Annotated in this window: 22 protein-coding genes; 9 read left to right on the forward strand and 13 right to left on the reverse strand. The window is 74.0% G+C overall.

Annotated elements, in window-relative coordinates:
• Positions 1-6: 6 nt before the first annotated feature.
• From GA0070608_RS24320 to GA0070608_RS24340, 5 genes are read right to left on the reverse strand one after another with little or no spacing between them, the layout of a single operon-like run.
• The gene (locus GA0070608_RS24320; RefSeq protein WP_091630796.1) at positions 7-990 is read right to left on the reverse strand and encodes an ABC transporter ATP-binding protein; all 984 of its coding nucleotides are present in this window, start codon (positions 988-990) and stop codon (positions 7-9) included.
• Positions 987-1,964: an ABC transporter ATP-binding protein gene (locus tag GA0070608_RS24325; protein ID WP_091630797.1), complete on the reverse strand. Its 978-nt coding sequence runs from the start codon at positions 1,962-1,964 to the stop codon at positions 987-989. Before GA0070608_RS24325 ends, GA0070608_RS24320 begins: the two co-directional genes overlap by 4 nt.
• Positions 1,965-1,966: 2 nt before the next feature.
• Positions 1,967-2,884 carry an ABC transporter permease gene (locus GA0070608_RS24330; protein ID WP_091630798.1) on the reverse strand — a complete coding sequence of 306 codons (918 nt, stop codon included), beginning with the start codon at positions 2,882-2,884 and terminating at the stop codon, positions 1,967-1,969.
• Complete coding sequence (locus GA0070608_RS24335) at positions 2,881-3,969, reverse strand: ABC transporter permease (protein ID WP_218107579.1); 1,089 nt, start codon at positions 3,967-3,969, stop codon at positions 2,881-2,883. The genes GA0070608_RS24330 and GA0070608_RS24335 overlap by 4 nt, the downstream gene beginning before the upstream one ends.
• 7 nt (positions 3,970-3,976) lie before the next feature.
• On the reverse strand, positions 3,977-5,584 hold the full coding sequence (locus tag GA0070608_RS24340) for an ABC transporter substrate-binding protein (RefSeq protein ID WP_091630799.1): 1,608 nt from the start codon (positions 5,582-5,584) through the stop codon (positions 3,977-3,979).
• Positions 5,585-5,887: 303 nt separating this feature from the next.
• Between GA0070608_RS24340 and GA0070608_RS24345 the strand changes: the two genes are divergently transcribed.
• From GA0070608_RS24345 to GA0070608_RS24365, 5 genes are all read left to right on the forward strand, one after another.
• Positions 5,888-6,424, forward strand: coding sequence for a helix-turn-helix domain-containing protein (locus GA0070608_RS24345; protein ID WP_091630800.1), 537 nt, complete (start codon positions 5,888-5,890; stop codon positions 6,422-6,424).
• Between the two features lie 73 nt (positions 6,425-6,497).
• Positions 6,498-7,418, forward strand: a complete 921-nt coding sequence (locus GA0070608_RS24350) for a dihydrodipicolinate synthase family protein (RefSeq protein WP_091630801.1) — start codon at positions 6,498-6,500, stop codon at positions 7,416-7,418.
• Entirely contained in the window at positions 7,415-8,602 is a 1,188-nt protein-coding gene (locus GA0070608_RS24355) for an NAD(P)/FAD-dependent oxidoreductase (protein ID WP_091630802.1), read from the forward strand. The genes GA0070608_RS24350 and GA0070608_RS24355 overlap by 4 nt, the downstream gene beginning before the upstream one ends.
• Before the next feature lie 43 nt (positions 8,603-8,645).
• Entirely contained in the window at positions 8,646-8,906 is a 261-nt protein-coding gene (locus GA0070608_RS24360) for a (2Fe-2S)-binding protein (protein WP_091630803.1), read from the forward strand.
• Positions 8,903-10,369, forward strand: coding sequence for an FAD/NAD(P)-dependent oxidoreductase (locus GA0070608_RS24365; protein WP_091630804.1), 1,467 nt, complete (start codon positions 8,903-8,905; stop codon positions 10,367-10,369). The genes GA0070608_RS24360 and GA0070608_RS24365 overlap by 4 nt, the downstream gene beginning before the upstream one ends.
• Positions 10,370-10,397: 28 nt before the next feature.
• Here the strand turns inward: GA0070608_RS24365 and GA0070608_RS24370 are convergent, their stop codons facing one another.
• The 5 genes from GA0070608_RS24370 to GA0070608_RS24390 form a co-directional block, all read right to left on the reverse strand.
• On the reverse strand, positions 10,398-11,168 hold the full coding sequence (locus GA0070608_RS24370) for an SGNH/GDSL hydrolase family protein (protein ID WP_091630805.1): 771 nt from the start codon (positions 11,166-11,168) through the stop codon (positions 10,398-10,400).
• Positions 11,169-11,214: 46 nt separating this feature from the next.
• On the reverse strand, positions 11,215-12,294 hold the full coding sequence (locus GA0070608_RS24375) for a magnesium and cobalt transport protein CorA (RefSeq protein WP_245715921.1): 1,080 nt from the start codon (positions 12,292-12,294) through the stop codon (positions 11,215-11,217).
• 85 nt (positions 12,295-12,379) lie between these two features.
• On the reverse strand, positions 12,380-13,000 hold the full coding sequence (locus tag GA0070608_RS24380) for a class F sortase (protein ID WP_091630807.1): 621 nt from the start codon (positions 12,998-13,000) through the stop codon (positions 12,380-12,382).
• A 111-nt stretch (positions 13,001-13,111) separates the two neighbouring features.
• The gene (locus GA0070608_RS24385) at positions 13,112-13,600 is read right to left on the reverse strand and encodes a hypothetical protein (protein WP_091630808.1); all 489 of its coding nucleotides are present in this window, start codon (positions 13,598-13,600) and stop codon (positions 13,112-13,114) included.
• Between the two features lie 431 nt (positions 13,601-14,031).
• Positions 14,032-14,916: an NAD(P)-dependent oxidoreductase gene (locus GA0070608_RS24390; RefSeq protein WP_245715922.1), complete on the reverse strand. Its 885-nt coding sequence runs from the start codon at positions 14,914-14,916 to the stop codon at positions 14,032-14,034.
• 141 nt (positions 14,917-15,057) lie between these two features.
• On the opposite strand from GA0070608_RS24390, the gene GA0070608_RS24395 reads away from it, so the two are divergent.
• Both GA0070608_RS24395 and GA0070608_RS24400 read left to right on the forward strand, forming a co-directional pair.
• The gene (locus GA0070608_RS24395) at positions 15,058-15,393 is read left to right on the forward strand and encodes a winged helix-turn-helix transcriptional regulator (RefSeq protein ID WP_091630809.1); all 336 of its coding nucleotides are present in this window, start codon (positions 15,058-15,060) and stop codon (positions 15,391-15,393) included.
• 59 nt (positions 15,394-15,452) lie between these two features.
• Positions 15,453-15,986, forward strand: a complete 534-nt coding sequence (locus GA0070608_RS24400) for a GNAT family N-acetyltransferase (protein ID WP_218107676.1) — start codon at positions 15,453-15,455, stop codon at positions 15,984-15,986.
• A gap of 91 nt (positions 15,987-16,077) precedes the next feature.
• On the opposite strand, the gene GA0070608_RS24405 is transcribed toward GA0070608_RS24400, so the two are convergent.
• Entirely contained in the window at positions 16,078-17,187 is a 1,110-nt protein-coding gene (locus GA0070608_RS24405; RefSeq protein ID WP_091630811.1) for a serpin family protein, read from the reverse strand.
• A 148-nt stretch (positions 17,188-17,335) separates the two neighbouring features.
• On the opposite strand from GA0070608_RS24405, the gene GA0070608_RS24410 reads away from it, so the two are divergent.
• Both GA0070608_RS24410 and rnhA read left to right on the forward strand, forming a co-directional pair.
• Positions 17,336-18,586 carry a lycopene cyclase family protein gene (locus GA0070608_RS24410; RefSeq protein ID WP_176733825.1) on the forward strand — a complete coding sequence of 417 codons (1,251 nt, stop codon included), beginning with the start codon at positions 17,336-17,338 and terminating at the stop codon, positions 18,584-18,586.
• 14 nt (positions 18,587-18,600) lie between these two features.
• Entirely contained in the window at positions 18,601-19,080 is a 480-nt protein-coding gene (gene rnhA, locus GA0070608_RS24415; protein WP_091630813.1) for a ribonuclease HI, read from the forward strand.
• A 91-nt stretch (positions 19,081-19,171) separates the two neighbouring features.
• On the opposite strand, the gene GA0070608_RS24420 is transcribed toward rnhA, so the two are convergent.
• Together GA0070608_RS24420 and GA0070608_RS24425 are read right to left on the reverse strand one after the other, a co-directional pair.
• Positions 19,172-19,402 carry a hypothetical protein gene (locus GA0070608_RS24420; RefSeq protein ID WP_091630814.1) on the reverse strand — a complete coding sequence of 77 codons (231 nt, stop codon included), beginning with the start codon at positions 19,400-19,402 and terminating at the stop codon, positions 19,172-19,174.
• Positions 19,403-19,445: 43 nt separating this feature from the next.
• Positions 19,446-19,682, reverse strand: a complete 237-nt coding sequence (locus tag GA0070608_RS24425; protein WP_091630815.1) for a preprotein translocase YidC — start codon at positions 19,680-19,682, stop codon at positions 19,446-19,448.
• Positions 19,683-19,970: the final 288 nt, after the last annotated feature.

The raw sequence follows: 19,970 nt of genomic DNA on the forward strand, positions 1-19,970 counted from the left end.
TGTCCTCTACGCGGCGGGCACGGTGGTCGGCGCCACCGCGGGGTCGTTGAGCCAGCAGGCGGCGCTGCGGCCGCCGAGGTCGAGCGTGGGCGGCTGTTTGCCGCACGGCCCGAAGGCGTGCGGGCAGCGCGGCCGGAACCGGCAGCCGGCCGGCGCGTGCGCCGGGTCGGGCACCTCCCCGGCGAGCGTCCTGGGCAGCTGCGGGTGGGGGCCGATCTGCGGCACCGCGTCGATCAACGCCCGGCTGTACGGGTGCCGGGGCGAGTGCCACAGCTGACGGGTGGGCGCGGTCTCGACGATCCGGCCCAGGTACATCACCGCCGTCACGTCGGCGATCTCGTGCACCAGGGAGAGGTCGTGCGAGATGAAGAGCATCCCCATGTCCAGGTCCCGGACCAGCCCGACGAGCAGGTTGACCACCTGCGCCTGCGACGACGCGTCCAGCGCGGTGACCGGCTCGTCCGCGATGATCATCCGGGGTTCCGGCGCGAGCGCCCGGGCGATCGCGAGCCGTTGCCGCTGGCCGCCGGAGAACTGGTGCGGATAGCGCTCCGCGGCCTCGCCCGGCATCCCGACCCGGTCCAGCAGGTCGGCGACCCGCGTCCGGCGGGCAGCCCCGGTCACCGTGTCCGGCACCCCGTCGAGGAGTTGGGCGCCGATGGTGCGCCGGGGGTTAAGCGACGCGTACGGGTTCTGGAAGACCATCTGGAGCCCGACCTCCGGCACCGGCCGGCGCCGCCAGCCGAGCGGGGTGATCGGGCGGCCGGCGAACCGGATCGTCCCGGCGCTCGGCGCGGCCAGCCCGACCGCCACCCGGGCCAGCGACGACTTGCCGCAGCCGGACTCGCCGACCAGGCCGACGATCTGGCCCGGCGCCACCTCCAGGCTCACCCCGGCCACCGCCCGGACCGGCCCCCGGCCGCGCGGCTTGTACTCCACCTCGACGTCGCTGATCTCGAGCAGGCTGCCCGATCCGACCGGCTCGTTCATGCCGCCACCTCCAGGTGCGGACGGACCACGCAGGCCACCGACCGGTCGGCGCCGGCGGGGGACAGCGGGGGAGGCGCGGTGCCGCACGACGGCTCGGCGTACCCGCACCGGGGTTGGAACGGACATCCGGGCGGCGCCTGCCCCGGCGCCGGCGGCCCGCCCGGGATGGGACGCAGCGTGCCGACGGCCTGGGTGCCGTGCGGGCGGGCGCCGAGCAGCGCCGCCGTGTACGGGTGGCGCGGCGCGGTGAGCAGCGCCCCGGTGGGGCCGGTCTCCACCACCCGCCCGGCGTAGAAGACGTACCCGCGGGTGGTGAGCGCGCTGAGCACCCCGAGGTCGTGGGTGATGAAGGCGACGGCCAGCCCGGTCTCGGCGCGCAACTGGTCCAGCAGCGCGAGGATGCCGGCCTGCACCGTCACGTCCAGCGCGGTGGTCGGCTCGTCGGCGATCAGCAGCCGGGGGCGGGCGGCGAGGGCGATCGCGATGGCCGCCCGCTGCCGCATGCCGCCGGAGAACTGGTGCGGGTACGCCCGCACCGCCCGCTGCGGGTCGGGGATGCGGACCTGGTCGAGCAGTTCCACCGCCCGCCGGTCCGCCGCGCGCCGATCCAGGCCCAGGTGGACCTGCATGTGTTCGGTCAGTTGCCGGCCCACCGTGAGCATCGGGTGCAGCGCGGCGGTGGGGTCCTGGAAGACCATCGCGATCCCGGCCCCGCGCACCTTCTGCCAGCGCTTCGTGTCCAGGTTGAGCAGTTCGGTCCCGTCGAACCGGGCCGATCCGGTGACCTTGGCGCCGGCGGGCAGCAGCCCGAGCAGGGTCTGCGCGGTGAGGCTCTTGCCGCACCCGCTCTCCCCGGCGATGCCGACCATCTCACCCTCACCGACGGTGAACGACACGTCGTGCAGGATCGGCAGCGGCCCCGTGGGGCCGGGCAGGGTGACGGCCAGGGAGTCGACCTCGAGCAGCGGTCGCATTCTCAACGTCCCTTCGCGTAGCGGGGGTCGATCCGGTCGCGCAGCGCGTCGCCGAGCACGTTGAAGGCCATCACCACGGTGAGGATGGCCAGGCCGGGGAAGACGCTGACCCACCACATGGAGAGGTCCTGCGAGCCGAGCGCCACCATCGAGCCCCACTCGGCGGCCGGCGGGCGGGGACCGAGACCGAGGAAGGACAGCGCGGAGAGCAGCAGCACGGCGTTGCCGAGCTCCAGGGTGGCCAGCACGATCGCCGGCCCCACGCTGTTGGGCAGGACGTCGCGGCGCAGCGCGCGGACCGGCCCGATGCCGAGCAGCCGGGCGGCGCTGAGATAGTCCTCGCCGCGCATGGTCAGCACGGCGCTGCGGATGACCCGGGCGTAGACCGGCCAGGAGACGATGACCAGCGCGAGGACGGCGTTGCGGGTGCTGGGCCCGAACGCGGCGGTCACCGCCATCGCCAGGATGATCTGCGGGAACGCGAAGACCAGGTCCGTCAGGCGCATCAGCGCCTCGTCGACGAACCGGCCCACGTAGCCGGCGACCAGGCCGAGCAGGCCGCCGATCAGCAGGGCGAGCGAGACGATGGCGAGCGCGAGCGGGATCGACAGGCGCGAACCGTGGATCACCCGGCTGAACACGTCCCGGCCGAGGGAGTCGGTGCCGAACCAGTGCGTGCCCGACGGCGGGGCGTACGCGTCCGGGCTCTGCGCCAACGGGTCGTACGGCGCGACGAGCGGGGCGAACAGCGCCGTCAGCAGCCACCCGCCGAGGATGACCAGGGCCACCACGGCGATCGGCTGCCGCCAGATGGGCCGCCCGGTCGAGCGACCGCGCAGCCGGCCCAGCAACCGGCGCCGGGCCAGCGCGTCGGTCGCCTTCGGGTCGGGCGCCACGGGGTCGGGTGTGAGTGTGGTCATGACAGCCGGATCCTCGGGTCGATGAGCCCGTACAGCAGGTCGACGGTGAGGTTGACCAGCGTGTAGACCAGCGCCACGAACAGGCTGACGCCGAGGATCGCGGGCAGGTCCAGCGCCGTCGCGCTGCGGTACGCGTACTGGCCGAGGCCCGGCCAGCCGAAGATGTTCTCCACCAGCACCGTGCCGGAGAGCAACGAGGCGAAGGCCAGACCGGAGACGGTGATCACCGGGACCAGCCCGGCCCGCAGCAGGTGCCGGCGGAACACCACCCGGGCGGGCAGGCCCTTCGCGTACGCGGCCCGGATGTAGTCCTGCTGGAGCACCTCCAGCATGGACGAGCGGACGAACCGGACCAGCATCGCCACGGTCAGGCTGGTCAGCACGAGCACCGGCAGGATCAGGTGCTGGGCGGCGTCCCAGGCGACGTCCCACTGCCCGGCGACGGCGGCGTCGACCGTGTACATCCCGGTCACCGTCGGCGGTGGGCTGAAGTCGGTGGAGAGCCGGCCGCCGCTGGGCGCGAGGCCGAGTTGGTAGAAGAACACGTAGAGCACGACGAGCGACAGCCAGAACGGCGGGGTGGAGAGGCCGAGCAGCGCGCCGACGCGGATCAGCTGGTCGGTGATCCGGCCGTTGCGGACGGCGGCGAGCATGCCGATCCCGGTGCCGATCAGCAGCGCCAGCACCATGGTGGGGATGGCCAGTTCCATGGTCGCCGGCACGTACTGGAACAGGTCGTCCGTGACGGTCCGGCCGGTCTGCTGGGAGATCCCGAGGTCACCCGTCAGCAAGTTGCCCAGGTACTGGAAGTACTGCACGTACAGCGGCTGGTCCAGGCCCCACTTCTCGCGGAACGCGGCCACCGTCGCCGGGTCGTTGAGCGCCTGGTCGGAGAGGTTGGCCGTGACCGGGTCGCCGGGCACCACCGTGACCAGGCCGAACGTCACGATCGTGACGCCCAGCAGCAGGCCGGCGGTGATGGCCACCCGCTTGACCAGGAACAGCAGCAGTGAGCGGTGCGGCCGGGGCCGGGACACGGTCGTGGTGACCGTGCCCGGCTCGGCGTCGTCGACTGTCGTCGTCATGGAGTGACTACTTCCGGCCCACCGAGGCGAGGTCGACCTGCCAACCGGCGGCGGTGTAGTCCGTGCCGGTCAGGTCGCCGCTCGCCACCACGGTGGAGGAGTTGCTGGCCAGGACGAGGTACGGCGAGGCGGCGTTCATCGCCCGCTGCCAGTCCTGCATGGCGGTGGCCCGGGCGGCCAGGTCGAGGGTCTCGGTGACCTTCTTGCCGGCGGCCACGACGGCCGGGTCGGCCCGCTCCACCGTCCAGCCCGAGCGCAGCGCGGTGGCCTGGCCGGGGGACATGTTGTTGATCAGCGAGTCGGCGACCGGGTAGTTGAGGCTCTGCGGGGTGAATCCGAGGGCCATCTTGCCCGTACGCATCTCGTCGAGGAACGTGGTCAGCGGCTGCGGGGTCAGCTCCAGCTTGATGCCGGCCTCGGCGGCGTCGCCCTGCACCTTGGTTGCCACCGTGCCCAGGTCGACCCCCTTGTAGGTGATGGCCGGGTAGTTGAACTTGACCGTGGGGTTGGTCAGGCCCGCCTCGGTGAGCAACGCCTTGGCCTTCGCCACGTCACGCTTCGACTCCTCACCGGCGGGCAGCGCGCCCGGGTAGGCGGGGGCCACCAGCCCGGCGCCGGGGGCGGCGCCCTTGCCGTACAGCCCGGCGATGCCCTGGTAGTCGATGGCGGCGCGCAGCGCCTGGTTGAACTTCGGGTTCGCGGTCACCCCGGAAACGGCCGGGTCGGCGTTGAGGAAGAGGAAGTAGACGGTGTCCTGCATGGCGGAGGTCTTCAGCGTGTCCGGCAACCCCTCCAGCAGCTTGCCGGAGATGTCCAGCGCGATCTCCGAGCCGCCGGCCCGCTGCATGGTCAGCTTCTGGGTCTGCACGTCCATGTTGCGCAGCACGACCCGGCTGAACTCGGGCTTGGTGCCCCAGTAGTTGGGGTTGGCCTCCAGCACCACCTGCGACGACGGGTCGTACGACTTCAGCACGTACGGGCCGCTGCCGATCGAGTTGGTGTCGAGGTACTGCTGCGCGGTGTCGCTCTTCGCGGCGTCGGCGGCGTCCGTCGCGCCGTGCTCCTTGGCGACCTTGGAGTTGACCACCCCGGTCGACGGCATCGAGAGCACCACCGGGATGTTCGGGTCGGCGGTCGCCGAGGTGACCACCACGGTCCGCTCGTCGGTCTTGGCGACCGTGAGGCCGCTGACCATGACCGCCGGGCTGGCCTTGACGTTCTTCAGCCGGTTGAGGGAGAAGACCACGTCGTCGGCGGTCAGCGCGGTGCCGTCGGAGAACTTCACGCCCTCGCGCAGCTTGAAGGTGAAGGTCTTCGCGTCGGCGGAGGCCTCGTACGACTCGGCCAGTGCCGGGACCGGCTTGCTGACGTCCGAGCCCTTGAAGGTCAGCAGGGTGTCGTAGAGGGAGTGCACGGCGGTGAGGCCGGTCGCCTCGTAGATCCGGCCGGGGTCGAGGGTCTTGAGGACGAACGAGGTGTTGACGGTGAGGGTCTTTGCCGAACCACCGTTACCGTTTCCTCCGCTGCCGCCCGCGCTGCACGCGGTGCTGGAGGCTATGACCAGCGCCGCCAGAGCGATCGCTCCGACGCGGAGCCGGCGAGGGGACACCGACATGCTGTTCCTACCTTCGTATGGACCGGCCCGTGCGAGACGGGCTCTGGGGGGTTGTCGTGCCCGGCGTCGCCGGTGACGCCGCGGCCGGGCCGCTGGTGCCAACCGATGGCGGCCCGCGGGGCTTCGCCCGGACACCGTCATGAGGTTGGATGTGTCCGGACGGAACTCCTGTCCGGTTCGTGCCCCGACGTCGCTTGTCTAGTTGCACCAAACACGTTCGCCTTGTGTTTGACCATGCTAGACAGCAGCGTATAGTTACGTCAAACATTTCTAGCCACACTGTTTTGGAACGAGGAAAGACGCATGCTCGGTGACCAGCTCCGCGACCTGCGCCAGCAGCACTCCCTGACGCTGCGCCAGCTCGCGGCCGCGGCCGACGTGTCACCCGCCCTGCTCAGCCAGATCGAGAATGGCGCGACAGACCCCAGCTTGGCCACTCTGCGTAAGCTCGCCAGGGTCTTCGACACCTCCATCGCGGCGCTCTTCTCCGAGCCGGACGCACCGCTGGTGCACATCAGCCGGCCCGGCTCGCGGACCCGGCTCGCCGCACCCCCCGGGCAGATCGCCTACGACCGGCTCACCCCGGGGCGGGGCGACCTGGAGGTGCTCGAAGCCGAGCTGGCACCCGGCGACGCCAGCTCCGCCGAGCCGTGGGCGCACCCCTCGACCGAGTGCGCGATCGCCGTCATCGGCGAGGTCGTCGCCGAGATCGGTGGCGAGAAGCACGTGCTGAGTACCGGCGAGGCGATCACCTTCGACTCCCGACTGCCCCACCTCTACCGCAACGCCAGCGACCAGCGAGCCCGGCTCATCATCGCGGTCACCCCGCCGACCCCCTGACCCCACCCGGCACGTCACCCGGCCCGCGTCGCGCACGTGGGCGGTACGACGCCGCCCGTCGAAAGGACCAGAAGTGGACCGTGACAGCGTCGACTGGTTCGGCTATCTCCCGGCCGTCACCACCCCGTTCACCGCCACCGGCGAGCTGGACCTCGCCGCCTGGCGGGTCCAACTGGACTGGCTCGCCGCCGAGCGGCTGCACGGGCTCATCGTCGGGGGCACCACGGGCGAATGGTTCAGCCTCACCGAACAGGAGCGCGCCGTGCTGTTCCGGACGGCCGCCGAACAGGTCGGCGACCGGCTCACGGTGCTCGGCGGCTGCAACGCGTACACGCCGGCCGAGGCGATCCGGCACGCCCAGGCCGCCCAGGACGCCGGCCTGCACGGCATCCTGCTCACCCCGCCGCCGTACGTGGTGCCCACCCGGTCGGAGGTCGTGGCCTTCTACCGGGCCGTCTCCGAGGCGGTGGACCTGCCGCTCTGCGTCTACAACTGGCCGCGCGGCACGGGCGTCGACCTGGACGCCGACCTGCTGCTGGAGCTGAGCGAGCTGGACACCGTGGTGGCGGTCAAGAACTCCACCCCGGACTTCGGCGGATTCGTCCGCGGCCTCGTCGCCCTGCGGCACCGGGTGCGCTACTTCGGCATCCCCACCAACGAGGTGGGCATCGAGCTGATGACCACGATCGGCGGCGACGGGCTGATGGGAGCCGGCGCCGTCCTCGGCGCCGACCACCCCGACTTCTTCCGTGCCCTGCGCGCCGGGGACCTCGACCGGGCCCGGGTGCTCGGCGCCCGCGACCGGGTGATCATGGAGGACTGGTTCGGGCCGGACTACGGCGCCCGGTTCGGCAACGCCCAGGCGATCATGAAGTACGCGCTCACCCTGCGCGGCGTACCGGCCGGTCATGTCCGCGCTCCACTGCTCCCGCTGACCCCCGCCGAACAGGACCGCGTCCGGGCCACCATGACCCAGCTCGACCTGCTCCCATGACTACGTACGACACGGCGGTCATCGGCGGCGGCCTGCTCGGCTGCGCGACCGCCTGGCACCTGGCCCGTGCCGGCAACCGGGTCCTGCTCGTCGAGAAGGACCAGGTCAACCGGCACGCCTCCGGGCAGAACGCGGGCAGCCTGCACTTCCAGCTCGAGTTCCGGATGGTCGAGCACGGCGACGACGCGGCCCGTGCGGCGGCCCGCGCGCTCCCGCTGCACCTGGACGCCATGCGGGCCTGGGCCACCGTCGAGGACGAGCTCGGTGAGCGGTGCGGGGTGTCCCGCACCGGCGGGTTGATGCTCGCCGAGACCCCGGGGGAGATCGCCGTGCTGGATCGGAAGGCGGCCCTGGAACGCGAGTACGGCCTCGACGTCGCCGTGCTCTCCGGCCCGGAGCTGCGCCGGTTCGCGCCGTATCTGGCGGACACCGTGCTCGCCGCCGGTCACGTGCCGGGCGAGGGCAAGGCCAACCCCCGGCTGGTCACCCCGGCACTGGCCCGGGCCGCCGGCCGGTACGGCGCCGTGCTGCGCACCGGCTGCCGGGTCACCGGGCTGCACCGGCGCGGCCGGCGCTGGGAACTGCGCACCGGGATCGGGCCCGGGGACACCGCCGGCGAGACCCATCTGGCTGACACGGTGGTGCTCGCCGGCGGGGTCTGGACCGCCGAGTTGGCCGCGATGGCCGACGTCCGGCTGCCGGTCTTCCCGGTCGGGCTGACGATGAGCGCCACCGCCCGCAGCCAGCCGTTCCTGCCGCACCTGATCCAGCACGTCGGCCGCCGGCTGTCGATGAAGCAGACCGAGGACGGCAACGTGCTGATCGGTGGCGGATGGCCGGCCAAGCTGGTCAGCCGGGCCGGACGGGTCGACCTGGAGACCAACCCGGAGCTGCGGTACGAGTCGCTGGTCGGCAACGCCGACGCCGCCCGGGTGGTCCCGGCGGTGTTCGACCTGCCGGTGATCCGGACCTGGACGGGCATGACCACGCTCACCCCGGACCACCTGCCGCTGATCGGTGCGGTCCCGCGCCGGCCCGGACTGTTCGTCGCCACCGGCGGCTCGGCCTTCACCCTCGGCCTCACCTACGCCCGGCTGCTCGCCGGCATGGTCGTGACCGGCCAGCCCGACCGGTCGATCGAGGACTACTCACCCGCCCGTTTCGGAGCGCTGAACTTTGTCTGAACACCGCCCGTCGCACCCTGCGGACGCGCCGAGGCGCACCCCGATGGGCCGACCCGCGCCGGTCACCATCGAGGTCGACGGGCGGCCGGTTGCCGCCCACCCGGGCGAGTCGCTGGCCACCGCGCTGCTCGCCGCCGGTGAACGGGCCGTCGGCACCACGCGCGGCGGCGCGCGGCGGGCGCCCTACTGCAACATGGGGATCTGCTTCGAGTGCGTCGTCACCGTGGACGACCTGCCCTGCCAGCGGTCCTGTCTGGTCCGGGTACGGGCCGACATGCGGGTCCGCACGGCGGCGCCCCGATGAGCGCGCCCGACGTGGTGGTGGTCGGCGCCGGCCCGGCCGGGCTGGCCGCCGCCGCCATCCTGGGCCGGCACGGCGCCGCCGTCACCGTCGTCGACGAGCAGGAACAGCCGGGCGGGCAGATCTACCGCCAACCACCCGCCGGGTTCACGCCGCCGGCCGGATCGTCCTCCGCAGGTCGGGCGCTGCTGGCCGAGGCCACCGCCGCTGCCGGCGTCCGGTGGCTCGCCGACACCACGGTGTGGGGCGTCCTCGGCACCCGGGCCGGCCTCGACGGGTACGCCGGCGACCAGCCCGCGCCGGGCCGCTACCGGGTCGCCACGCACGGGCCGGCCGGGGTCCGCCTGCTCGAACCCCGGGCGGTGCTGCTCACCGCCGGCGCGTACGACCTGCCGGTGCCGTTCCCGGGCTGGACCCTGCCGGGAGTGCTCACGGCGGGCGGGGTGCAGACCTTCGTCAAGGCGCAGGGCCTGCTGCCGGGCGGCCGGTTCGTGCTGGCCGGGGGGCACCCGCTGCTGCTGGTCGTGGCCGCCCAACTGGTCCGGGCCGGTGCCCGGGTGGTCGAGGTCGCGCTGGTACAACGCCGCCGCGACCTGCTGCCCGGACCGGCCGGGCTGGCTGCCGTGGCGGGCGCGGGAGGCAAGATCGCCGAGGGCGTCGGCGCGTTGCGGGTCCTGCGGCGGGCGGGGGTACCGGTCCGGTTCGGCACGGTGGTCCGTCGCGCCACCGGCGACCCGGACCTGACCTCGGTGACCCTCGCCGAGGTGGGCCCCACCGGGCAGCCGGCGCCCGGGACCGACCGGGAGGTGCCCTGCGACGTGCTGGCGCTGGGGTACGGCTTCGTCCCCTCCGTCGAGCTGGCCCGGCAGGCGGGCTGCGCCGTGGACTGGGATTCCCCGGCGGGCGGCTGGGTGGTCCGGCACGACGAGTGGCTGCGTACCTCGGTGCCGCGGATCGCGGTGGCCGGCGAGCTGACCGGCGTCGCGGGCGCCGAGCAGGCGGCGGTCGAGGGCCGGCTCGCCGCCCTCGGCCTGCTGCGCGACCTGGGGCTGCTCGACGAGCACCGGGCCGCCGGGTTGGCCGGCCCGGTCCGCCGGGAGCTGCGCCACCGGCGACGTTTCGTCACGCGGGTGCTCGACCGGTTCGCGCCGGACCGCGCGGCGCTGGGCAGCCTGGTCACCGACGACACCGTGCTCTGCCGGTGTGAGGAGGTGCGGGCCGGCGACGTGCGTCGGGCGCTGCGGGCCAACCCGCACCTCGGCACCGCGAACGCGGTGAAGCTGGTGACCCGTGCCGGGATGGGCCTGTGCCAGGGTCGGTCCTGCCAGCCCGGTGTCTGCCAGTTGATCTCCGACGTGACCGGCCGGGGGCCGGAACAGGTCGGGGCGTTCACCGCGCAGGCGCCGGTCAAGCCCGTCCCGCTGCGCGCCCTCGCGGTCGGCGACGAACCGCCCGCCACGGACTGACCGAGGACGCCCGGGCGAGGCGCTTCCGTCAGGGAAGCTCGACCGGCAGCGGCACGGGGCGCTTGGCCACCCGGTCGTCGCCGGAGGAACGCCCGTGGGCGTGCCGGGCCAGCCAGGGCAGCAGGTGCCGGCGTACCCAGGCCAGCTCGGCGTTGAGCACCGCATGGCCGCGCCGCTGCGGCGCCGCCTCCAGCGGGCGGGTCCAGCTGTCGTCCGTGCCGGGCAGGCCGACGGTGTGCGCCAGCGCGGCGGCGATCCGCTCGTGACCGGCACTGTTGGCGTGCAGCCGGTCGTCGCTCCACAGTCGTGGATCCGAGGCGACCGGGTGGGCGCCGAGGTCCAGCAGGGTGGCGCCGGTCTGCGCGGTGACCGCGCGCAGGGCGGCGTTCAGCGCCAGCATCCGACCGCGCAGCGGTCGGGCCAGCGGCATCACCGGCACCGGGTCCGGCAGGGTGAAGGTCAGCACTGTGGCGCCCTGTGCGACCAGCGCCCGTTGCATCGTCCCGACGTCCTCGGCGACCCGGTCCGCGTCGAAGGACGGGCGCAGCACATCGTTCATCCCGGCCACCACGGTGGCGAGGTCCGGCGCGAGATCGAGGGCGGGTCGCAGTTGCTCGGCGCGGACGCGGGCGGTCGTGCGACCCCGGATCGCCAGGTTGGCGTACTCCAGCCCGCCCTGGGAGCGGGCCACCGCCAGGGCGAACCGGTCGGCCCAGCCCCGGTAGCCGCCGGCGTCGTCGGGGTCGTCGAGCCCTTCCGTGGTGCTGTCGCCGATCGCCACGTACCGCCGCCACATCATGTGGGGGAGGGTAGTGGCCGGCGCCGACGGTCGGGCGCCGGCGCGGTCAGAGCCAGCCCGAGCGGCGGAAGAGGCGGTGCAGGGTGATCGCGGTCAGCGCCATCAGGCAGAGCACGGCGGGGTAGCCGTAGCGCCAGCCCAACTCGGGCATGGTGGCGAAGTTCATGCCGTAGATTCCGGCGATGCCGGTCTGGGTGGCGGCGATGGCGGCCCACGCGGCGATCTTGCGCATGTCGTTGTTCTGGTCCACCGCGAGTTGCGCCAACCGGGACTGCAGGATCGAGTTGAGCAGGTCGTCGTACGCGGCGACCCGGTCCACCGCCCGGGTCAGGCGGGAGTCCACGTCGGCGAACCACCGCCGCAGGCCCCGGGGTGGGTTGCCGAGCCGCTGGTCGAGCAGCGAGCGCAGCGGCGCCTGCAACGGCAGCACCGCCCGCTTGAACTCCACCACCTCCCGCTTGAGTTGGTAGATGTGCTGGATGTCGGCGGAACGGTCCCGGGCGAAGACGGTCTCCTCGACCCGTTCCAGGTCCCGCTCGACGTGCCCGGAGACCTCCAGGTAGAGGTCGACCATCCGGGAGCAGACCGCGTACGCCACGGCCCAGGGGCCCTCCGCGAGCACGGCCGGGCGGTGCTCGATGTCGGCGCGGACCGAGGTGAGCGCGCCGGCGGCGCCGTGCCGCACGGTGATGACGAAGCGGTCGCCGAGCAGGACCATCACGTCCCCGGTGTCGATCACCTCGGAGGTGTCGGTCAGTTCGGCGTGCTCCACGTAACCGGCGGTGCGCAGCACCAGCAGGGTCACGTCCCCGTCGCGCCGCACCGTGGGACGGTGGCCGTCGGCGAGGGTCTGCTCGACGGTCAGGTCGTCGAGCCCGAAGGTGCGGCCGACCGCCGCCATCACCGCCGGGTCCGGTTCGTGCAGACCCAGCCAGACGAAGGCGTCCCGGGTGCGGCGGCTGCGGGCGTACGCGTCGGCGTAGTGCGGGCGGCCCGGCTCGCGCCGCCCGGCGAGGTAGACGGCGCAGTCGACCACCGCGTCGGGATTGGACCGTCGAGGCTCCGGCCCGCGCTGCCCGGGCACCGGCCGGCCGAGCAGCCGGTCGAACACGGCAGACAGACCCACACGTTCCGCCCGCTGACCCACCCGTGCACCTCCGCCTCGTCGGCATTCGCGCGGACACCGTACTCGTCTCCGACGGATCCGGGGGTCACGGCACCCGGGTGGCGAAGACGACGACGTTGTCGACGTAGCCGCCGGTGTCCCGGTCGAACCGGCCGCCGCAGGTGATCAGGCGCAGGCCGGTCGCCTCGCTGGGCCCGTAGACCAGGTCGGTGGGGAAGCGGTCCTTCGGGTACGACCCGACGCCGTCGACGGCGAACGTGGCGACACTGGCGTCGGCGCGGGTGACCCGTACGGTGTCGCCGGCCCGCAGCCGGCCGAGGTCGAAGAAGACGGCGGGGCCGGCGGCGGAGTCGACGTGCCCGACGAGCACCGCGTTGCCGGTTTCACCGGGGCTGACGCCGTGCCGGTACCAGCCGGCCAGGGTGGGCCGGTCCAGTGGCGGCACCTCCAGCCGTCCCTCGGCGTCGGCGCCCACCGGGATGACCCGCGCCCGTAGGTCGATGGCCGGGATCCGCACGTCGACCGGCTCGGCCCGGTGCAGCGGCGGCACCGAGGGCGCGGAGCGGGCCTGCGCGGGGGCGTCGGCGGCCTCCGGCCGGGGCGGGCGGGGCGGGGTCGCCGACACCCCGACGGCGACCAGGCCGAGCCCGGTCGTGCCGAGCAGGACGATGGCCGTGACCGCCCAGCCGGGCCTGCGCCAGGACACGATCCCACCTCCGTGCGCGTTCGCCCGGGTGCCCGCTCCGGTGGTTCACCGGTGCGGGCACCCGTTCCAGGGATGGACGGCTTGCAGGGATGGACGGCACGGGGCCGTCGGTCAGAGCGTGGCCGCTGCCATGTGGCGTCGGCGGCGGGCCAGGATCAGGGCGCCGCCCGCGGCGGAGCCGAGCAGGGCGCCGCCGGCCGCCAGGGCCCCGGTCCCGTCGGCGGCTTCGCGACCGCCGGCCTGGGCCCCGCCGATCGGGGTGACGGTGAACGTGGCGCTGCCGGCCGCGCTGCCGTCGCCGCAGGTCGCGGCCACCGTGTAGGTGCCCAGCGTGAAGCCGGCGGTGAAGAGTTCGGCGCTCAGTCCGCCGCCGGCCGCCGCGGTGGTGGACCGGACGTTCTGGTCGCGGTCGGGACCGGTGACGCGGAAGATCGCGTCGCCGGACTTCGGGTTGCAGGTCGTCGCGGTGAGTACGACCGTCCCGCCGACCGGTGTGGTGGCCGGTGACACGACGGTGTCGGCCAGCGCCGCGCCGGGGAGCAGGAGCGTGCCGAGACCCACGCCGACCGCCGCCGATACGAGAACTGTCTTTGCCTTCATACGCGTCTTCCCTCACTTTTCGTCCGCTGACTGCGTGGGACGTCGTTCGGGTGGCCAACTCCGTGACTGGCACCGGTGTGACCAACCCTAGGAGGGTTGGCCCCCCGATCCGGTGAAAATGAGAAATCTTCGTTGCCGTCACGTGTCCGCCCTCGGGCGGAGGGAGCAGCGGAAATGCCGGCACGGCCCGCCCGCGAGGGTTGGCCGCGCCGATGTCGTTGGGGTCGGGCTGTCGGGGCTGGGCCGGTTTGCTCCGCGGCGACCGACGGCGACACCGGCTGTCCGGTATCGGGGACGATCGCCGCCGTCGGCCGAGGGCGGTCAGGCCGGGTGGATCCCGCCGGGCAGTGGTCGGCGGCGAGTAGCGCTCCGGTCAGTGCCCGCCCCATCGCGCCGAGCCGAGCACGGAGACGGGCGGTGCCGGGGGGCGTTCACGCGCTCGCCTCCGCGTACACCCGAACCAGCCGGGAGAAGTCGTCGTCACCGTGCCCGGCGTGGACCGCCCGGGCGACGACGGCGTTGGCCGCCCGGAGCGTGCCGGTGTCGATGCCGTGCCCCTCGGCCGCCTCGACGATGTGCGTCATGGTGGCGGCGGCGGAGGCGATGGTGGAGACGTCGGCGGTATGGTTCCCGACGTCGATCCGCCCGGCCAGGTCGTCGACGAGGTCGGGCAGCAGGCCCGAGATCCCCTTGACGTACGGCGCGATCTCGGTCGCCGTGATCCCCTCCGCCCGGGCCAGGGCGAAGGCGTGCGCGATGCCGCTCATCGCGGTCCAGAAGACGTCGAGCAGCGCCACGTCGTGGGCGGCGGCGCGAGCCGGGTCCGCCCCCAGCCAGTCGGCCGAGCCGCCCAGGCTCAGCAGGATGTCCCGGTGGGTGTGCCAGACCTGTTCGGGTCCGCTGTAGAGCACCAGCGCCTCCGATCCACCGATGGTGGGGGCCGGGGTCATGATCGCGCCGTCGAGGTAGTCGACGCCCTGTCCGGAGGCCCAGGCCGCCATCTCCCGGGCCCGCTGCGGGGTGTCGGCGGTCAGGTTCACCAGGGCACGCCCGGCGAGGGCGCCGGCCGCCGGCTCGACGATGGCGCGGACGGCGGCGTAGTCGAGGACGCAGGCGAGCACCAGTGGACTCGCCCGGACCGCCTCCGCAACCGTCGACGCCCGCCGCGCGCCACGTGCCACGAGGGGATCGGCCCGGGCGGCGGTGCGGTTCCAGACGGTGGTGGGGTGGCCGGCGGTCAGCAGCGCGCCGGCGAGGGCCTGGCCCATCGGCCCGAGGCCCAACACGGTTACCGGGTGCAGGTCACGGTCGGTCACGGAAGTGCTCCTTCGTGGAGGGGGTGGCTCGGCCCTTGCGCGTGCCGCCGGGCTGGTCCCATCCTGTTTCCGTACGCGCGCAGCATCAAGTACCGACTATTTTGTCAGGTACTTACCTTTCGGTAAGTGTGGGAGGGTGACGTGAAGAAACGGACCTACACGTGCGGGCTCGACGCCGCGATCGACGTCGTGGGCGGCAAGTGGAAGGCGCTGATCCTGTGGGAGCTGGACCAGGGCCCCCGCCGCTTCGCCGAGGTACGCCGGGGGATCAGCGGGATCAGCGAGAAGATGCTGATCCAGCAACTGCGCGAGATGGAGGCGTACGGGCTCGTGCACCGGGAGGTCTACCGGCAGGTCCCGCCCAAGGTGGAATACTCGCTCACCGACTTCGGCCGGTCCCTCAACGAGGCGCTGATGCCGCTCGGCGAGTGGGGCGAGCGGAACATGGCGACCATCGAGGCCATCCCCCGGGACTGAGGAGCCGCCGCGAAATCGGCGTGCCCCGGCACCGGGACGGCGGCTAGGGTCGCGCGGTGATGGAGATCAGGACCGAGCGGCTGCTGCTGCGCGACTGGCGGGAGTCCGACCTCGGGCCCTGGGCCGCGATGAACGCCGACCCCGAGGTGCGCGAGCATCTCGGCCCGCTGCTCACCGCCGAGCAGGCCGCCGCCTCGGCGCACTCGTTCCAGGCCGACCTCGACCGGCTCGGCTACGGCTTCTGGGCCGTCGAGGTCCGCGACGGCGGGGCGTTCGTCGGCTTCGCCGGGCTGGACCGGGTCGACGACGGTGTGCCGGTCACCGGCGTGGAGGCCGGCTGGCGGCTCGCCCGCTCCGCCTGGGGCCACGGCTACGCCACCGAGGCGGCCCGGGCCGTCCTGCGGTACGGCTTCGACACCGTCGGACTGCCGGAGATCCTGGCCATCACCACCGCGACCAACGCGCGCTCCCAGGCGGTGATGCGCCGCCTGGGCATGACCACCGACCCGGCCGAGGACTTCGACGACCCGGAGGTCGACTCCGGTCCGCTGCGCCGCCAGGTCGTCTACCGCCGTCGGGCCGGCGACTCCTGAGCGTCGCGGCGCCGCTCAGGATCGGGCCGCCATCCTGGAACGCGAGCGGGCCCTAGCACGGCGTCGTCGGGTCACGCGCCGCGCCCGCCGCTCAGGCGCGCCCGTCGGGGTCGCTGACCCAGCCGGCGAGCAGCACCAGCCCCGTGGGTCGGTGCACGGCGAGGAAGCCGAAGGGGCGGTCGACGTCGAGGCGTACCCGCCGCTTCCGGGCGGTGAGCTTCGGCGGCGCCGAGCCCGCCCGCGTGGAGATGGCGGTGACCGTGGCCGCGCGGAAACCCGTCGCGCTGAACGTCGCCGTCGCGCTCTGCCGCGCCTGCGAGACGGCCAGGAGTCGGGCGATGCCGGGGAAGTGGTCGCCGTCGCCGACAGCGGTGGCGAGGCCGAACACGGCCGGCCGCTCCAGCAGGTCGTGGTCGGCGGAGGCGGTGAAGCGCACCGTGGAGACGAGCAGTTCGGGCCGGTCGTCGTAGGCGTCCACGACCTGCTCGTCGACGCCAGGGCCGGCGGTGACCGGCAACGCGGACGGTACGCCGAGCGCGCCGATCGCGGCCGGCAGCACCTCGGCCGCCGCGCGCTCCGGCGTGCCCAGGGCGAGCACCACGTCGACGTCCTCGGCACCGCGTACGGTCAGCAGGCTCAGCGGGCCGGCGGCGGTGTCGGCGGCCCGCAGCGCGTCGAGGTCGTGGCCGAGCCGGCTCAGCCCGGCCAGCCGGCGGTCGCGCCACGGCCCGGCGGTCGGCTGGCACCAGGCGTCGCGGAACGGCTCGGCCCAGTCGGTCCGCAGCGACAGCGCGCTGGCCAGGACCATCGCCGTCGCCGGGGTGACCTGCACCGGCATCCGGGCAATCAGGCCGTCGGTGTGCGTGCCGGCCCACTCGTCGAGGGCCGCCCGGTCGTGCGCCGGATCACCGGTCAGTTCGCCGCGCATCGCCGCCGGCACCTCCTGCCGCCACCGGTCGGTCAGGGGCAGGTCCCGCCGCGCCCAGGCGGCGAGCGCGAGCCGGGTGGTGGGGGAGCGGTCCAGGTCGAACCGGGCCGGGTCCGGGGCGACCGCGAGCAGTTCGTCGCGGGCGGGACCGGCGGCGTAGCGGGCGAGCAGCGCCAGCAGCGGATAGACGCCGGCGCCGGAGAGGACCGTCTGGCCTCCGTCCAGGGTGGACGTCCAGCGGGCGGTGAGCGTATTGGTGGCGGTGGTGCTCATGGGACGGGCGTCCTCCAGCGGGCGACGTGACCGTCGCCCGGAGGGCGACCGCTGGCACCCTACCGCCGGCGGTCGACCGGCGGACGCCCCGCGACCCCGGGGCCGGTCGCTGCCCGGGAGCCCAGGCCGGTGTGGCAGCGTGGATGGCGTGAACACCCGCGCACCGCTGGACGTCGACCTGGCGTTGGTCGGCGGTGGCGGCGCGGCGTCGCTGGTCCTCGCCGCCCTGGACCGGCACGGGGTGCGCGACCTGCGGATCGCCGTCATCGACCCGGTCCACCGGCGCGGCCAGGACCGGACCTGGGCATTCTGGGACCGTCCCGGCGGCGACCTGGACCCGCTGCTGGCCGCGAGTTGGCCCCAGGCCGAGGTGGTCACGCCCGCCGGCCACCGCGTCCTCGACCTGGCCCCCCTGCGGTACGCCATGCTGCGCTCGGGCCCGGTCTACGACCGGGCTGCCGAGGCCGAGCGGCGGCTCGGGGTGCGGCGGATCACCGCGCCCGTCGACGCCCTGCACGACGACGGCGGGCACGTCACCGTTCACGCCGGCGACGGCGGGCCCGCCGTCCGCGCGTCCTGGGTGCTGGACTCCCGGCCCCGGCCACCCCGGCGCCCCGGACGCACCAACTGGCTCCAGCACTTTCGGGGCTGGTGGCTGGAGTCCGACACGCCGGTCTTCGACCCGGCGCGGGCCGTCCTGATGGACTTCCGCACCCCGCAGCCCGCCCGGGGAGTGTCGTTCGGCTACGTCCTGCCGGTCAGCGACCGGTACGCCCTGGTGGAGTACACGGAGTTCGGCCCCGCCCTGCTCACCGACGCCGGGTACGACACGGCGCTGGCCGGCTACCGGGAACTGCTCGGCCTCGACCCGACCCGGCTGAGGGTACGGGAGGTGGAGAACGGGGTGATCCCGATGACCGACGGCCCGTTCGAGGCCAGACCCTCGCCCCGGGTGGTCCGTCTCGGCACGGCCGGCGGCGCCACCCGACCCTCCACCGGCTTCACCTTCTCCGCCATGCACCGCCAGGCCGAGCAGGTCGCCCGTGCCCTGATCGCCGGCCGCCCGCCGGTGCCCGATCCCGCGTACCCCCGTCGGCACCGCTGGATGGACGCGGTCGCGCTCCGGGCGTTGGACGCCGGCGGTGTCGGCGGGCCGGACTTCTTCGGCCGGCTCTTCGACCGCAACCCCGCCGAGCGGGTGCTGCGGTTCCTCGACGGCGCCACCACCCCGGCGGAGGAGGTGGCGCTGATGAGTTCCACCCGGCTGCTGCCGATGGTCGCCGCCACCGCCGGCGACGCCGCGGCCCGGCTGCGCGACCGCCTCGACCCGGCCCGGCGGTCGGCGACGTGGACGGTCCCGCGGCCGGTGGTCGGCGACCGGGCCGACGCGGACGGCTGAGGTAGGTTGCCGACATGGTGGACGAGACGACCGGCAGGGTCGTGCAGATCTGGACCGACGGCGCGTGCAGCGGCAACCCCGGCCCCGGCGGGTGGGGTGTGCTGCTGCGCTACGGCGCGCACGAGCGGGAACTGTGCGGCGGCGAGGCGACCCCGACCACCAACAACCGGATGGAGCTGATGGCGGCCATCCAGGCCCTGGAGGGCCTGACCCGGGCGGCCACCGTCGAGCTGCACACCGACAGCACGTACGTGCGCAACGGCATCACGAGCTGGCTGGCCTCGTGGAAACGCAACGGATGGCGGACGGCCGCGAAGCAGCCGGTCAAGAACGCCGACCTGTGGCAGCGGCTGGAGGCCGCGTGCACCCGGCACCAGGTCACCTGGCTGTGGGTGAAGGGGCACAACGGCCACCCGGAGAACGAGCGCGCCGACGCGCTGGCCAACCGGGGCATGACCGAGGCCCGTACGTCGGCGGTGCCCGCCGGCCGCTGACCTGATTGCCGGCTCGCCCGCCGGTCTGTTCAGCGGCCGGTAGGCGGGTCGCCGGTCTGTTCAGCGGCCGGTAGGCGGGTCGCTGGTCAGGTCACTCGGTGCGGCTCGGGTCGGTGGTGCCGGAGACGGCGTCCACGTCGTAGCCGGCGCGGCTGACCTCCCGGGCCGAACGCCGCTCCTCCGCCGGCAGATCGGCGAAGTCGTCGCCGGTGTCGTCGGTGCTGTGCAGGGACTCGCCCGGCGGTCGCAGCGACGCCTGCATGGCGGTGGCGCCGTCCGGCTCGTCGGTGGCGGCCCGGTCGAAACGGTTCTGATCGCTCATGTCGCACTCCTGCCCCCGGAACGTGCCCGCAAACGTGTGGTGCTCAGCGCGCCGCGTCCGGATGGCCCGGCATGCCGGACCCGCCGCTGGAACTGCCCGACGCGCCGCCCGTCATGCCGGACCCGTCATCCTCGGTGACCAGGTCGGGCTTCGCCGTCGTGTCGTCCGGCGCGGGGACGTCGGTGTCCGCCTCCACCTGGACCAGCCGAACCTGCCCGGCCTCGTCCTCGGCGTGCGCCGGGTCGACCGGCAGCTCACCGTCGCGCGCCCGATACCCCACCGCTGCCTCCCCCTACCCTCCGTCGACCGTCCGCCGACGCCGTATCCGCCCCCGCCTACCCCCGGCCACCCCCACGAAACCCCGCCCGCCCCCGCCCTTCCTGACCTGGGCCCGGCCGCGGCCCGGCCCGGCGTGGCGCGCCGCGTGCGGCGATCATGCACTTTGTGCCCCCGCATACCGTCGCAATCCGGTCATTGCGGGGGCCGTAACTGCATGATCGCGAACAGCGAGGCGGAAGGGAAGGGAGCGGGAAGGGAGGGGAGGGGGCGGAAGGGAGGGGAGCGGGGA

Origin of the sequence: Micromonospora peucetia (genome assembly GCF_900091625.1) — a bacterium.
GTDB lineage: Bacteria > Actinomycetota > Actinomycetes > Mycobacteriales > Micromonosporaceae > Micromonospora > Micromonospora peucetia.